The following is a 15841-nucleotide window of genomic DNA, read 5'->3' as shown; positions in this document are numbered from 1 at the left end:
TTAATCGTAAAGGAGGGATCGCATGGAGAAAAAGAACGATTTGAAAAAGTCGCTTACTCCTATTCATTTATGGGCGATTGCGGTTGGCATGGTCATATCCGGACAGTATTTTGGCTGGAATTACGGTTTCCATGAAGGCGGCGTTGTTGGATTGATCGTTGCCGCTGTCATCGTGACGATCTTTTATACTACCTTTATTTTCAGCTATGCGGAGTTGTCCACGTCTATTCCGCATGCCGGAGGACCGTCGGCTTATGCGAGAAGGGCAATGGGTCCCTTCGGCGGATATATTGCCGGGATCGCATGTTTGCTGGAGTTTGTTTTTGCACCACCCGCCATCGCTGTTTCAACAGGGGCATATATTCATTTCTTGATTTCTGGCGTTAACCCGGTGTATGCCACGGTAGGCGTATTTATCTTTTTTATTTTGATTAATATGATCGGTGTTAAGGGAGCGGCTCTTATTGAATTGGTTGCAACCATTTTCGCCTTAATTGGGTTGGCTACTTATTATGTTGCCGGCATTCCCCATGTTGAAGCGGCCAATATTTTTAATGAAAAAGCCCTTCCGAATGGGTTTGCGAGCGTAATGGCAGCTCTTCCTTTTGCTGTCTGGTTTTTCCTTGCGATCGAAGGCGGGGCGATGGCGGCAGAAGAAGTAAAAAATCCAAAGAAAGACATTCCGAAAGGGTTTATATCCGGAATCATCACGTTAGCAACGGCAACCATATTCACGTTAATCGTCACTGCCGGGTTAGGCGGGGGAAAAGGCACTCCTGCAGATTTTCCGCTACCGCAAGCACTGGCAAATGCATATGGCGAGGGAAGCGTGCTGCCGAAATTTTTGGCCGTTATCGGATTGTTCGGCTTAATTGCAAGTTTGCACGGCATTATTATCGGTTATTCCCGCCAAACGTTTGCAATGGCGAGAGCAGGCTATTTGCCAAAGTTTTTATCCAGGCTCAATCCAAAAGGAGTGCCGCACTGGGGATTAATCGTTCCAGGCGCGATCGGGGTAATTTGTGCCGGTTCCGCGAATTTTGCCAACGCGCTTATTATATTGTCGGTATTTGGCGCTATGCTCATGTATTGCATTAGCTTGATTTCTCTCTTTCTTTTAAGAAAGAAAGAACCAAATTTAGAACGACCATTTAAAGTAAGTTATCCGATCGTTCCGGCAGTATCTTTAATTTTAGGCTTGTTTACATTATTTTGCATTTTGAAATATAGCATTATGACAACAAAATTGCCAATTTTCGGGTTAGTTCTTCCGCTCTGGGTTGTGATCATCGCTATATTAGCTCTGGCCATCGTCTACTATGCGCTGGTCGGTTCGAAAAAAATCAGACCGATGTCCGAAGAGTTTATAGATGAAAAAGCTGGTTGACCGGCAACAGACCGCATGCAAAGGCATGCGGTTTTGTTATTGGTTGAATGAATAGTTTGAATATTGACAACTATCTGTACTGTTTTTATAATGAAAGCAAGTAAATAAATGAGCAAAGAAGCTTGCCAAATCTACTCCCCGCCGGAGTATATTTGTCGGCTTCTTTTTTATTACATTTTTTGATGAAAGGAAAGGAGGTGAAATGATGCTAATTCTCGGCATTTTATTCGTCTGTTTGACGCTCGGCGCAGCAGTTGCGATTGGCATGAAAGCCAATCAAAGCGTTCGGGCTTTTGATGAAGCTCATCATGAACATTTTCTCGGGGCAAAAGGGAAGACAAATCGGTCAGGCGTGGATTTGGAAGTTTCAAATGCAAATGTAGATGTATAGGGTGCAATGACAATTGTCGATTAAGGGAGGTTTGTTTATGGCAGATAATAAGCAAGTGCTGCAAGATAAAGAGGATTTAAACCGCTTCGGCTATGCGCAAGAATTGCTTCGGGACATGGGCGGATTTTCAAATTTTGCCATCTCATTTTCTATCATATCGATTTTAACAGGCGCGGTGTCGCTATATGGACATGGCCTTTTGTATGGGGGACCGGGCATGATGGGATTTGGCTGGCCAATTGTTGCCCTTTTCTGTTTGCTCGTCGCCGCCTCGCTGGCGGAGCTGGCATCAGCGATCCCGACAGCGGGTGCATTGTATCACTGGGCTGCTATTCTTAACAATAAAAGGTGGGGATGGTATACGGCCTGGATCAATCTGATTGGCCAGATCGGAATCGTCGCGGGCATCGATTATTCTGTCGCCTTGTTTGCCGACCCACTTATAGCTAATGTCTTTGGCTACACCTCTACGGATACGACGATATTGATCGTTTTTGGAATCGTTTTATTGCTTCATGGCATTTTAAATCATGTCGGTATTCGCGTGGTTGCCCGTCTGAATGATTTTTCCGCATGGTATCACATCATCGTTGTCTTCATTCTTGTCATCAGTCTTGCGTTCTTCACAAAAGGCGGCTTAAAGCCGGTAGATTATTTGTTTCAAGTCGGCCAGACGTTTTCGGAAAAACCGTATTTTCTAGCCTTTTTAATCGGACTTTTGCAATCGCAATGGACGTTTACCGGTTATGATGCGTCCGCCCATGCAATTGAAGAAACCGTCATGCCGAGAGTGCGCGCCCCGTGGGGGATATTCTCATCTGTCGCTTTCTCGTTTGTTTTTGGCTTTATCATGCTTTCCTTCGTCACCCTTTCAATTAAAGATGCTCAAGGAGCGGTCGCTTCCGACAATGCCTTTATTTATGTCATTGATCATGCGCTTGGGGGAACTTTCGGCTATGTCGTATTATGGCTCGTCACCCTTGCGATGTGGTTTTGCGGGCTGGCTTCGATTACATCATTTTCAAGGATGATGTACGCTTTCTCCCGCGATAAAGGGATGCCCTTTAGCAATCAATGGTCTGAAGTCAGCCGAAAATACCGTACACCTGCAAAAGCGATCTGGCTTGCCGTCATCCTATCTTTTGTGCTTGCACTTGTCGATTACGTGATTAAAAAAGTGAACCCTGATACGACATATACGACGATTGCCTTTTTAACGGCGGTCAGCGTTGTCGGGCTTTATGTGGCCTACGGCATTCCCATTTTTTTAAAGCTGAGGGCCGAAGCAAAAGGAATTTTTCAACCGAAGCACCTCGGGCCGTGGAATCTGGGAAGCTGGAGCAAAGCAATCAATGTTTTAAGCTTAATCTGGATTGTATTTATTTGCATCGTCATGGTCATCCCGCCGAATCAAAACGCTGCCTATGCACTAATTGGAATGTTCATCCTTTTAGTTATTATGGACTTCGGCTATTATAAAAAGCGGTTTGAAGGGCCGCAGGCGGCTCTCAATCTATCAGCGGAAGAAATTAAGCAAAAAGAAGCGGAGTATAAATAATTTAAACTATTAGGATTGTGCGGGCAGTTGCTTCATCCTATGAGTTGTTTCCCGTGTAAATCATTGTGTTCCCCAACCATTTGATATAGTATTAATTCAGAACATTACAATTATTGGAGGGGAAAGCGGAGTATGGCTAAAAGCATCCTCGATTATACGCTACAGGAGACGAAAGAGAAAATGGAAATGGTGTTGAATGCCAATCCGAAGCCGATTGAAGGAATGAACGCGATCTATCAATTTGACATCATTGATGAGAGTGATTCGTTCCAGCTGCATTTGGCAGATGGAAAAGCTGTGATTAAACAAGAATCGCCGATTAAAGCGGATTGCACGTTGCAGTTGAAGATGAAAGATTTTAAAAAATTGATCGTCGGAAAGTTAAATGGAGCAGTAGCCTATATGACGGGGAAGTTAAAGGTGAAAGGTGATATGGGTAAAGCGATCAAGATCGAGAAAGTGCTGCATCAATACGATATCGAATAATGCCTCTAATGAGAAATCGCAGAAAAACCGCAAGCTATTTCGCTTGCGGTTTAACGTTGCTATTCTTTGTTTTTCAGCGCCGCCTTAAGGGCATCGGCAAGGCTGTTGCCGACCGGCTCTTCTTTTGCGTATTTTTTCAGGAGCTGGCGCTCTTCACGCTTGGATACGGTTTTTTTCTTATCCTGTGCTTTTTCAACGACATTACATGGACGGCATTGGAAGTAAAGCCCCGATTTTCCTTTGTGCATCTCCATGCGCTTATGGCATTGCGGGCAGCGGCGATTGGAGAGCTTCGGGTCTTTTCGCTTACGGAAGCCGCATTCTCTGTCGGAACAGACAAGCACTTTTCCATCCTTGCTATTGACTTCTTTCATAAATGACCCGCACTCCGGACATTTGGAGCCTGTTAAATTATGCGCCCGGTACGACTTTTCGCTTCCTTTAATTTCAAAGACAAGCTGTTTCGTTTGCTTTCGGATGTTGCGCAAAAATTCTTCGGCATTCCCTTTGCCGCGGGCGATCGATTCAAGCTCGCGTTCCCAGCGGGCGGTCAACTCGGGCGATTTTAATTCATCATTGACAAGCTCGATCAGTTGCTTTCCTTTAGGCGTCGGCGTCAGGCGGTTGTTCTTCCGTTCAATTGCTTCTGTACCAAGAAGGCGTTCAATGATGTCTGCCCGTGTTGCCGGCGTGCCGAGCCCGTATTTTTCCATTTTGCTTAATAAATCGGCCTCTGTGAAACGCGCTGGCGGTTCGGTCAGCTTTTTCTCCAACTTTTCGTTTTTGACCGATAGCGTTTGTCCAACGGTAAGAGATGAAAGAGGTTTTGAAGAGTCTTCTTCGTCATCTTTCCCGGTTACTGTTTTAAAGCCTTTGTCGATTATGGAAGTTTCGCGGGCAGTAAACGTTTCGCCTTCGACCTCCAGTTGCACATGAACCGTTTCATACCGATACGCAGGATAGAATAACGCAAGGAAACGCCGGACAATCAAATCATACAGCTTTCGTTCGTCGGTCGAAAGGTCCCCTAAATGAAGCGGCTCATCCGTCGGTATGATCGCATGATGATCTGTTACCTTATCATCGTTGAAGACGCGTTTGGCTAGCACTTTCCCTTTTTGTTTTAAAATAGGCTGCACTTCTTCTTTATAGCCGGAGGAGATGGCTTGAAGCCGGTCCGCCATCGTTGATTCCATCTCTTTCGTCAAATAGCGGGAATCGGTGCGCGGGTACGTGACGAGTTTATGCTGTTCGTATAGGCTTTGCAGCACGCTTGACGTTTTTTTAGCGGAAAAGCCAAAACGGCGGTTCGCATCCCGCTGCAACTCAGTTAAATCATACGGAAGCGGCTGGGGCTCGCTTTTTTCTTTGCGTTCTACTTTTTTCACGATTCCTTTTTGCCCTTTCACTTTGTTGAATAGGGCAGTAGCCTTTTCGCCGTCAAAAATCCGTTTTTCTCCATTCCGTTCCCACATCGCTTCAAGTGGGCCGATTTTCGCGTGAATTGTCCAATACTCTTTTGGGACGAACGACTGAATTTCTTTTTCCCGTTCTAGAATCATCGCCAGCGTCGGAGTCTGAACACGGCCAGCTGACAATGGATCGTTATATTTTGTTGTCAACGCCCGCGTGACGTTCAATCCAATTAGCCAGTCGGCTTCGGCGCGGCAAACGGCGGATTGATAGAGAGAATCGTAATTTTTTCCCGGTTTCAACTGTTTGAAACCATCGCGGATGGCCCGGTCAGTCTGAGAAGAGATCCAGAGCCGCTTCACCGGTTTCTGCCAGCGGACTTTTTCCATGATCCAGCGGGCGACAAGTTCTCCTTCGCGTCCGGCATCGGTCGCAATGATAAGTTCTTTTATGTCTTTTCGTTTTGCAAGCTGTTCAATTCCGCGGAATTGCGGGCTCGTTTGCCGGATCACTTTCAGCCCCATCTGTTTTGGAATGATTGGCAAGTCTTCAAGGCGCCACGTTTTATAGTCTTTGTTATAATCCTCTGGCATTTTTAATTCGACGAGATGGCCAAGCGCCCATGTGACGACATAGCGTGGACCTTCAATGTAATGCTTTTGTTTATTATTGCAGCCGAGAACGCGGGCAAGGTCCCGCGCGACGCTCGGTTTTTCAGCAAGTACTAGTGATTTCATGCAGAACTCCTTTCATGATGCGAAAAGTTTCTAAAAAAACGCAGGAAAATAGTCTTATTGCACGTTATTTATTGAACACCTAACTGCAATATTGTCCGAACTTTAGTTTTTATTTTCTAAACTCGCAAACTTATTTTCCAAACTCACGAAATTATTTTCCAAACCTTGAATTTTATTTTCCAAAGCAGCGCTTTTTTTATCCGGAGGAAACATTCAATCACTAGTATAACAAAAAAATCGGTTACGTTCGTATCTGGCCATTTCCTTTTATGACGTATTTCGTTGAGGTTAACGCCGGAAGCCCCATCGGCCCGCGGGCGTGCAGCTTTTGCGTGCTGATGCCGATTTCAGCGCCAAAGCCAAATTCAAATCCGTCGGTAAAGCGAGTCGAGGCATTATGGTATAGCGTAGATGCATCGACCAATTGGAAAAAGCGCTCCACATTTTTCGCTGTTTCTGAAATGATCGCTTCGGAATGTTTAGTGCCGTAACGGTTAATATGGGCGATCGCTTCATCTGCATCACGGACAAGCTTCATCGCTAAAATGGTATCTAAATATTCAGTTTCCCAATCCTCTTCAGTCGCCAGCAGAAGAGAAGGGAAACGGCGTTGCAAATTTTCATCGCCACGCAGTTCGACACCGCTTTGTTCAAGGCGTTCGATGAGCTCTTTTAGATGGCCGTGTTCCCAATCTTCGTGTACAAGCACGGTTTCAATCGCATTGCAGACAGAAGGGCGCTGTGTTTTTGCATTCAAGACGATGTCAATCGCCATTTCTTTCTCTGCGGAATGATCAATAAATATGTGGCAGTTTCCGGCACCCGTTTCTAAAACAGGAACGGACGCATTTTCGACGACCGTCTGGATCAATTTCTTCCCGCCACGCGGTATGAGTACATCGAGATATTCCTTTAATGTGAACATTTTTGCGGCGGTTTCCCTTGATGTATCTTCGATCAACTGGATACAATCGACAGGGAGATCCGTTTGTTCAATGGCGCGATGAATGCTTTTCACAATGGCCCGATTCGAATGAATGGTCGATGAGCTTCCGCGCAAGAGCACAGCATTTCCCGTTTTTAAACAAAGGCTTGATGCATCAACAGTAACATTCGGCCTTGCTTCATAAATCATTCCGACTACGCCAAGCGGCACTCTAACCTTTTGAATGAACAGTCCATTGGGGCGTTTCCATTCTTCCAATACTTCACCGGTCGGATCCTCGAGTTCAGCAAGTTGCTGCAATGATTCCGCCATGCTCAAAATTCGCTCTTTAGTTAATAAAAGGCGGTCAATCAATGATTCATGAACCCCGTCATGCTTTGCGTTTTTGACATCCTTTTCGTTTTCTTTTAAAAGGTAATCGGCATCTTCAACCAATTGTTTGGAAATCAGCGCTAAGGCGTAATTTTTTTGCGCGGTCGTTTTCGCCGCGAGTTCCCTGGATGCTCCTTTTGCTCTTTCTGCTTTCACAAATAACTCATTCACCATTAATTCATTCATATAATGTTTCTCCTTTCCAAAAAGATAGCTGGAATCCGGATTAGCCGATTTTAGCCATTCCCGTCCTTCATTTTCACTTCCGAACAACATTGCTGTTTGCAATGTTGTTCACTGCCACCCATTGATCCCGATGAATGACTTCAGGGTGGCTTCTTTTTGTTGTTTCCATTGCATATTGGCTTGTCATCCCTTTGATCCACTTTAATTCTTGCGAAGAGTAATTCACCTGTCCTTTTCCAATGACTTCTTTTGCGCTATTCACAATTTCAACGACGTCTCCCGGCGAAAACTGTCCGTTCACCTCTCGAATTCCGATCGGCAATAAGCTTTTTCCTTCATATAAAACGGCATTTGCTGCCCCATCATCCACACAGATCGTCCCGGAGATGGGAGAATGCAGCGCGATCCATTGCTTTGGTGTTTTTAACAACGTTCCTGGAGTATTTCCGATATACGTTCCATCTCCCTTTCCTTCCATAATTTCTATTAGCTTCTTTTCTCCAGAGCCTGTGCCGATAAACACGTTGACGCCAAGTGATAAGGCGGTTTTGGCGGCTAATAGTTTCGACATCATGCCCCCCGTGCCCACTTTGGAACCGAAGAAATTTTTCGTTTGAAGAATATAGTCATCCGTTATTTCCGGAAGAAAGTCATAACGTTTGGCAGAAGGATCTGTGCGGGGATTGCCGCTGTAAAAGCCGTTAACGTCCGTCAAAATGATCAAAAAGTCGGCATGGACAAGACCGCTCACTAAAGAAGAGAGCATATCGTTATCGCCAAACGTTAATTCCTCGATTGAAACAGAATCATTTTCATTAATGATCGGAAGGACGCCTCTTTTTAAAAGTTCCATTAAAGTGGCATGAGCATTTTGGTATTGTTCCTTCCGTTTAAAATCATTCCGTGTTAAAAGAAGCTGTGCGCTTACGATACCAAATTGTTTAAACGTTTCGGTATAAGCCTGGATGAGCAATCCTTGCCCGACGGCTGCTGCCGCCTGTTTGCCTGCGATGGTAGTAGGACGCGAGGGGAATCCGAGGTCCGCATAGCCGGCAGCAACAGCCCCGGAAGAAATAAGCAGCACTTCATATCCTTGTTTCTTTAAGCAGGCAATCGCCTGAGCGTGTTCGAATACTTTCTCCCGGCTTAATCCGCCGTTTTCATTGATCAATGAACTGCTTCCGATTTTTACGGCCACCCGCTTTTTCTTCATTTGACCCATCCTCCTATTCAAACTAAAAAAGACTTTTTCCATCCTTATATAAAAGGACGGAAAAAGTCTGGATCCGCGGTACCACCTTTTTTAGCATTCATTAAGACTAAAAGCGAATGCTCTCTTCATTCCCGTAACGAGGGCGACGGTCTGGTTATTAGCCAGACAGCTCAAGGGGCAGGTTCAATAGCTTTTAGTGGCAGAATCTTTCAGCCTGGTAAATTCACAAACAATAATGGCATTGTTCATTTTTACACTGGAATCCGCTCTCTATCACTTCAAGTTCTATCTACTAGTCCCCTGTTAACACCGTAACATAATTTTTAAAAAATATTATGCAGAAGAGAAAAGAAAAAGTCAATGACTTTTCCCGCAAATCTAAATATTCTTGTTGGTGAAAATTATTCTAGAAGGGAAAAAACATTTCATACAGAAGTACTTACGTGAAAATAATCGAATTTAACGGACGAGGGAGGATGCAAAATAGCGATGGTGGGTGTAAGCAAAAAGCAAGTTCGGATTGGGATGGTCGGATACAAATTCATGGGGAAAGCCCATAGCCACGCTTACAGGGATATGCCGTTTTTCTTTGATTCCGATTGCATCCCCGTGCTTCAGGCGATTTGCGGCCGAAACGAAGGCGGTGTCAAACAGGCGGCGGATAAGATGGGGTGGAATACGTATGAAACCGATTGGCACAAGCTCATTGAACGGGATGACATTGACCTGATTGACATTGCGACGCCGAATAACATGCACGCGGAGATTGCGATTGCTGCTGCGGAGGCAGGAAAACATGTATTATGTGAAAAACCGCTCGCCATGAATTATAAACAAGCGAAAAAAATGCATGAAGTAGCCGAAAAAAATGGGGTTACCCACGCCATCTGCCACAATTACCGGTTTGCCCCGGCGGTACAATTGGCAAAGAAGCTCATTGAAGCTGGCAGAATAGGGAAGATTCATCACATCCGCGCTACATATTTGCAAGATTGGATGATGGATCCTGAGTTTCCGCTTGTCTGGCGATTGAGCAAAAAGGTATGCGGGTCAGGAGCCCATGGCGATATCGCCGCCCACAGCATTGATTTAGCCCGTTTTTTAGTCGGTGAATTTAAAGAAGTTACAGGCATCCTTGAAACCTTTATTAAAGAGCGTCCTATCGTTGCAAATAGCGATGGATGGACCGCCACAGGACCTTTAAGTTCGAAAGGAAAAGTGGATGTAGACGATGCTTCCCTTTTCCTCGCGCGATTTGAGAATGGAGCGATTGGAACGTTTGAAGCTACAAGGTTTGCGGGTGGTAACAGGAATGGAAACCGCTTTGAAATTAATGGCGAAAAAGGATCGATTCGCTGGGATTTGGAGCACATGAATCATCTCCAAGTTTATTTTGCAGATGATGAAGAGGGGCTGCAAGGATTCCGGACGATTCATTGCACGGAAGAGGTTCATCCCTTTGCAGGGGCCTATTGGCCATCCGGTCATATTATTGGGTATGAACACACCTTTATTCATTTAGTGAAAAACCTAATGGATGGTATAAATAAAGGTTACAGTCCTGAGCCGAATTTTGAGGATGGCGCCAAAAACCAGGCTGTATTAGAAGCCGTAGAGAAATCTGCCGAAACGAAGAGATGGGTATCAGTCAAAGAAATTGAAGCTCAAGTGCCGAATGATCAAAAGTAGCATCCTTTACTCATAGTTAGCCAAAATAGTTATTCGGCAACCGAACTAGTGCCCCTTCTAGAAAAATAGTTTGAATTTCAGTAATCGAACATTTTTATTTTAAGAACACCTCGTTAGATCTTTGAAATGAGGAAAAACGATCACGAATCGTTACATGATGTAAAATGATTTTGTTCTCGGACAAAAAGTGCTCTTATTTGGACAATAAGTCATCCGGTTTAGACAATAACATCTTACTTTTGGACAATAAGCGAAAAAACTACCAATTTTATTGTCCGACACAGGCTATTTATTGTCCGATGGAAGCGATTTATTGTCGGAAATCCACTGTTTATTGTCCAAATGCCATGAAAATAGCACCACACTAGAGAAGTTCTATGTTTTTACAGGCGAAAATGGATTCTTGAAAATAAGAACTTTCTTAGCTGAAAGGGCACTAGTCGGGGAATTAAAGATTTTTTAACCGCTTTCTATGTCACACGTGGAACCCATTTTGGGATTTAATTTGAATGATTTAAAAAAATTCGTTAAAAGATTTTTCGCATAATGAGGAGGAAAAATGCTTTTTTGAAAAAATAGTAAAAGAGGAGGAGATCAATTTGGGCAAATTCGGATTGCAATTATATTCCGTAAAAGAAGCGGCTGAGAAAGACTTTCTAGGGACGGTAAATCGGGTAGCTGAGATGGGGTATAGCGGGGTGCAATTTGCTGGTTTTTTCAACACGCCCGCAAAAGAGCTAAAAAAAGTAATGGACGATAAAGGCATTGTGGCGGCGGGAAGTCATACCAGCCTTGATTTATTGCGGGGGGACCAGTTGGAAGAGACGCTGGAATATAATCATAAAATCGAAAATAACTTGATCATATGCCCTTATTTGCCTGAAGAGTTTAGAAATACAGGCGATGATTATAAAAAAACAGCGGAAATGTTTAATGAAATCGGTCAGAAATGCAAACAAAACGGTTTTGTTTTTGCATACCATAACCATGCTTTTGAGTTTGAGCGGTTTAATGGAAAGTCGGGATTCGATCTCTTGTTTGAGAATTGCGACCCGGATTTGGTGAAAGTGGAATTAGACTGTTATTGGGCAACTTTTGCCGGGCTTGAGCCTGCGAAGTTGATCAAGAAATACGGTGAACGCGTCGTTTCGCTACACATTAAAGACATGGGTAGAAAAAATGGCCAACAGCGAAGCATCGAAATCGGCAAAGGGGTATTGAATATAAAAGGATTCATTCAAGCTGGCGAGAAATATGATACAAAATGGTTTATCGTGGAGCAGGAGCAGTTTGATTCGGATCCTATGGAAAGTGCAAAAACGAATATTAAAAACTTAATAGATTTGGTCGGCGTCAATTGAGAATCAATTAATATCCCTTGAAAATAATGACCGTTACTACTTTTAGCCATTAATAGGAAGTGTCCAATGTTAAGCAGGTGGCACGTTCATGCTAACGATTATGCCAGGCAGGCCCAGGAAAATGCTCATTTATCGATTCAACTTGTCTGGGATGAAGACAATGGGCGAGGGAGCTCGGGGTGGCGTTTGAACCGGAATTGAAGAAAGTGCTTGCCGATCCTTCGATTGATGCGGTCATTGTGGATGCACCGACGAATTTACATAAGGACATCATGATCGAAGTGGCACGACATAAAAAACATATTTTCACAGAAAAAGTGCTTGCTTTATCTGTGGAAGATTGCGATGAGATTTTTTCAGCGGTTGAAGAAGCCAACGTTCAATTAATGGTTTCATTGAACAGAAGGCGCGCTGCTGATTGAAGACAATCAAGTTCGAATCAAAAGCCGGCATTTTAAGGAAAACGGGTGGGTCACTCCTGAGAAGTTGCCCGATGCCTATGAGCAATGGGTTCATTCAATAGTGGGCGGAGCGGCAATTACGATTTCAAAAGAAGATATACACCATTTAACATTAATTAACGAAGCGAGCACAAAGTCTCATCAAGAAGGTCGAAGGGTAGAAATTAAAGAAATAGTGGAGGCAATTAAAAATGGCAAATAGTTTACGTGTAGGAATTATCGGGGCAGGCGGAATTGCGACAGCTGTGCATATTCCAAACTATATGAAATGTGGTGACAAAGTGAAAATTGTCGCTATATCGGATGTTGTGAAAGAGAAGGCTGTTCAAGCTGGAAATCAATTTGGAATAACACACGTGTTCTCTGACTATGAAGTAATGCTTAAGGAAGTGGAACTTGATGCGGTAAGTATTTGTACTCCGAACAAATTCCACGCTCCGGCAACGATTGCAGCACTCCGGGCAGGTTGCCATGTCCTATGTGAAAAACCGCCGGCGATGACGGTCGAAGAAGCTGAACAAATGGCAAAAGAGGCCGAAAAAGCGGGGAAAATCTTAACGTATGGGCTCCATTACCGGCATTCCCCGGAAGTTGAGGTGTTAAAGCGGTTTATTGACGCAGGAGAACTTGGAGAAATTTATGCCGCACGCGTTCACGCATTGCGAAGGCGAGGAATTCCGGGCTGGGGAGTCTTCACGAATAAAGAACTCCAAGGCGGAGGCCCGCTCATTGACATCGGTGTCCATATGCTGGATACGGCATTGTATTTAATGGGCTATCCAGAACCGGACACGGTGCTTGGGGTCACCTATCAAAAGCTGGGCACTCGTAAAGGTGTAGGCTTGATGGGGGATTGGGATTGGCAAAACTTTTCCGTCGAAGATATGGCGCGAGGAATGATAACGTTTAAAAATGGCGCGTCGATCTTATTAGAATCAGCATTCGCTGCCAATGTGGAAAAACATGAGGAAATGAATGTATCGCTTATGGGTGATCAAGGCGGGGCCGACGTCTTTCCACTTAAAATTTATCGAGAAATGCACGAAACACTTGTTGATATTACTCCGTCTTCCCTGCCGAAAAAAGCGGGTTACGACCTTCAAATTGAGAGGTTCGTCGAATGCGCTTCAGCTGGCAAACAGCCGATTTGCACAGCGGAACAAGGCGTAATATTGCAGAAGCTCATTAACGGATTATACGAATCTGCTAAGAAAGGAAGTTCTGTTATACTTTCCGATGTAAGTGTTAAAGCATAGTGAGAAATCCCCTTTCCTTATAATAGGAGAGGGGCTTTCTTTTGCTAGAGGATAACAGTTCCTAAATAATATATGGAAAAGTGCGATTCGGACAATCATTCTTTATCTATGGACAAAAAAATTTGATTTTTCGCTTATCAGTTGATCAGTTTGGACAATAAATAACTCCGTTCAGACAATAAGCTACAGCTCGTACAGGAAACGCCCGTATGCAACTTTCGTCAGCTCCTTTACTTGAATGGCTAAACCTGGATCGGCGGATTTATTAGTTGCGACAGCTATAAGGTAAAGTATCCATCATTTTAAGGACGGGTTGAAAACATGTATAATTTTCACGAAAAGAAGGATTAATGAAGAATGGGTGATAATGATGAAAAGGTCGAAGGAAACAGACCGGATGGATCCAAGGTATAAAATATCGAACCGAGAAGCGCTGATGGGAATTGGGCTGGCCATTCTCAATTTTATTTGGTGGTACGGTTTTGCATACGGCTTTGGTGGAAAACCGGTAAAAGAGTATGATTATATTCTTGGGCTTCCTGCATGGTTTTTTTATAGCTGTATAGTAGGATTTATCGTATTTTCCATCGCCGTCTATATAATGGTAAAGTTTTTCTTTTCGGACGTGCCGTTTGAGAAGGAAAGCGGCAAGGGGGACAAACAATGAATTGGGGAGTCGTGATTCCTTTACTGTTTTTTCTCGCGGTCATCTTTCTTGTCGGGTTTTATGCTTCAAAATATGTGAAACAAGGCCCCGAATTTCTTCAAGAGTATTTTTTAGGGGGGCGCAATCTTGGCGGATTCGTACTCGCGATGACGATGGTCGCCACTTATGGAAGCGCGTCAAGTTTTATTGGGGGACCTTGAATCGCTTATAATACAGGCCTTGCCTGGGTATTGCTTTCAATGTCACAGCTTGTGACTGGCTATTTTACATTGGCGGTATTAGGAAAAAAGTTTGCGATCATAGCCAGGAAAATTAACGCGGTCACATTGAATGATTTCTTGAAAGAGCGGTATAGCAGCAAATGGGTCGTCATTTTATCGTCGATCAGCATTGTCATTTTTCTTTTTTCGTCGATGGCTGCCCAATGGGTTGGCGGAGGTCGTTTGCTTGAGTCATTTATGGGCGTTTCTTATCCGACTGCGCTTTTCATCTTTTCGGTATCCGTCCTAGTTTTTGTCGTTATCGGAGGATTTCGGGCAGTCGCTCTTACAGATACGATCCAGGGAATGGTTATGTTTATCGGGACGCTCATCATATTAGTTGGAACGATTATTGCCGGGGGTGGCGTTTCCAATATTATGAAAGACCTGGCGGCTGAAAACCCCGATCTCATATCGCCATTCGGCGCCGATCATTCATTAACGCCGTTGTATATCTCCTCTTTTTGGATATTGGTCGGAGTCGGGGTCGTTGGATTGCCGCAAATTTCGGTCCGGGCGATGTCTTATAAAAACTCGAAAGCGATGCATATGGCGATGATTATTGGAACGGTCGTCGTCGGTTTCATCATGCTAGGGATGCATTTAACAGGCGTTTTTGCAAGGGCCGTCATGCCGGGAATTAAAGTGGGGGATACGGTCATGCCGCTCATTACAATGAAAGTCCTGCCTTCATGGCTTGCCGGTATTGTCCTTGCCGCTCCCATTGCGGCCGTTATGTCAACAGTGAACGCGCTGTTGCTGTTGGTGAGTTCCGCCCTCGTCAAGGATGTATATATAAATTATATGGATAAACATGCATCCGAGGCAAAAGTGAGGAACATGAGTTTAGGGGTAACCGCAGTAATCGGTATTCTTGTATTTTTTGCTTCCATCCATCCGCCCGATTTTTTAATATGGTTGAACTTATTCTCTTTCGGAGGTCTGGAAGCCGCTTTTATTTGGCCCATTGTATTGGGGCTTTACTGGAAAAAAGGAAATGCCTACGGGGCGGTAAGCTCGATGGTTGTTGGCGTCATTTCTTATATTTGTCTTGACCGGTTTTCTCCTAATCTTTTAGGGATGCATACCGTTGTCGTTCCGATTGTTTTATCGTTCGCCGCTTACATTTTTGCTAGTTTGGCAACGCGAAGCATGACAAGAGAAGAAGAGCGGTTAACCGCAAGCAAATTTTGGAATGTATAGTGAGAATTAGCGTAAACGAATGCGGCGAAATTTCGCAACTTTAGCGGAAATAGGCGGGGTTTATCCTCCGCCTATTTTTTATGCCGTATTAAAAAAAGCTTCTTCCAATAGGGGCGGAACGCTAATGAAAATGGAGAAGGCAACTTGTGCAGCGGCAAGTTTGGCTTTGAACAAAAATCAATGCTGTACGAAAGGAAATTAAACGGCTTCATAGAATACATTCACAGAGTTCTATAAACCTTTGTCGAGGTGAAG

The 15841-nt window shown here is 44.1% G+C and carries 13 protein-coding genes and 1 pseudogene; 11 read left to right on the top strand and 3 right to left on the bottom strand.

Going from position 1 to position 15841, the window contains the following annotated elements:
- Positions 1-22 precede the first annotated feature (22 nt).
- From eat to H538_RS0113105, 4 genes are all read left to right on the top strand, one after another.
- On the top strand, positions 23-1387 hold the full coding sequence (gene eat, locus H538_RS0113120; protein ID WP_026677993.1) for an ethanolamine permease: 1365 nt from the start codon (positions 23-25) through the stop codon (positions 1385-1387).
- Positions 1388-1589: 202 nt separating this feature from the next.
- Positions 1590-1778, top strand: a complete 189-nt coding sequence (locus H538_RS23870; RefSeq protein ID WP_245595237.1) for a hypothetical protein — start codon at positions 1590-1592, stop codon at positions 1776-1778.
- Positions 1779-1815: 37 nt separating this feature from the next.
- Positions 1816-3336 (top strand): amino acid permease, encoded by a 1521-nt coding sequence (locus H538_RS0113110; RefSeq protein WP_026677992.1) that lies wholly within the window; start codon positions 1816-1818, stop codon positions 3334-3336.
- A 132-nt stretch (positions 3337-3468) separates the two neighbouring features.
- Positions 3469-3822 (top strand): SCP2 sterol-binding domain-containing protein, encoded by a 354-nt coding sequence (locus H538_RS0113105; RefSeq protein ID WP_026677991.1) that lies wholly within the window; start codon positions 3469-3471, stop codon positions 3820-3822.
- Between the two features lie 59 nt (positions 3823-3881).
- Here the strand turns inward: H538_RS0113105 and H538_RS0113100 are convergent, their stop codons facing one another.
- The 3 genes from H538_RS0113100 to proB all read right to left on the bottom strand — a co-directional run bounded on the left by H538_RS0113100 (position 3882) and on the right by proB (position 8689).
- Positions 3882-5972 carry a DNA topoisomerase III gene (locus H538_RS0113100; RefSeq protein ID WP_026677990.1) on the bottom strand — a complete coding sequence of 697 codons (2091 nt, stop codon included), beginning with the start codon at positions 5970-5972 and terminating at the stop codon, positions 3882-3884.
- A 241-nt stretch (positions 5973-6213) separates the two neighbouring features.
- Positions 6214-7461, bottom strand: coding sequence for a glutamate-5-semialdehyde dehydrogenase (locus H538_RS0113090; RefSeq protein ID WP_026677989.1), 1248 nt, complete (start codon positions 7459-7461; stop codon positions 6214-6216).
- An 88-nt stretch (positions 7462-7549) separates the two neighbouring features.
- Entirely contained in the window at positions 7550-8689 is a 1140-nt protein-coding gene (gene proB / locus H538_RS23865) for a glutamate 5-kinase (RefSeq protein ID WP_035350834.1), read from the bottom strand.
- A gap of 489 nt (positions 8690-9178) precedes the next feature.
- On the opposite strand from proB, the gene H538_RS0113080 reads away from it, so the two are divergent.
- The 7 genes and pseudogenes from H538_RS0113080 (at position 9179) to panF (ending at position 15586) form a co-directional block, all read left to right on the top strand.
- Entirely contained in the window at positions 9179-10378 is a 1200-nt protein-coding gene (locus H538_RS0113080) for a Gfo/Idh/MocA family protein (RefSeq protein WP_035350832.1), read from the top strand.
- 599 nt (positions 10379-10977) lie between these two features.
- On the top strand, positions 10978-11739 hold the full coding sequence (locus H538_RS0113075; RefSeq protein WP_081412658.1) for a sugar phosphate isomerase/epimerase family protein: 762 nt from the start codon (positions 10978-10980) through the stop codon (positions 11737-11739).
- A gap of 66 nt (positions 11740-11805) precedes the next feature.
- On the top strand, positions 11806-11940 hold the full coding sequence (locus H538_RS26965) for a hypothetical protein (protein WP_281172191.1): 135 nt from the start codon (positions 11806-11808) through the stop codon (positions 11938-11940).
- The gene (locus tag H538_RS26725; RefSeq protein ID WP_026677986.1) at positions 11919-12161 is read left to right on the top strand and encodes a Gfo/Idh/MocA family protein; all 243 of its coding nucleotides are present in this window, start codon (positions 11919-11921) and stop codon (positions 12159-12161) included. The genes H538_RS26965 and H538_RS26725 overlap by 22 nt, the downstream gene beginning before the upstream one ends.
- 230 nt (positions 12162-12391) lie before the next feature.
- Positions 12392-13456, top strand: a complete 1065-nt coding sequence (locus H538_RS0113055) for a Gfo/Idh/MocA family protein (RefSeq protein WP_026677985.1) — start codon at positions 12392-12394, stop codon at positions 13454-13456.
- A 370-nt stretch (positions 13457-13826) separates the two neighbouring features.
- Positions 13827-14123 (top strand): YhdT family protein, encoded by a 297-nt coding sequence (locus H538_RS0113050; protein ID WP_026677984.1) that lies wholly within the window; start codon positions 13827-13829, stop codon positions 14121-14123.
- A pseudogene (gene panF / locus H538_RS23860) lies at positions 14120-15586 on the top strand (sodium/pantothenate symporter). Before H538_RS0113050 ends, panF begins: the two are co-directional and overlap by 4 nt.
- Positions 15587-15841: the final 255 nt, after the last annotated feature.

It is taken from the genome of Fictibacillus gelatini DSM 15865 (assembly GCF_000430745.1).
Classification (GTDB): domain Bacteria; phylum Bacillota; class Bacilli; order Bacillales; family Fictibacillaceae; genus Fictibacillus_A; species Fictibacillus_A gelatini.
This window is presented reverse-complemented; position numbering and strand designations above follow the sequence as displayed.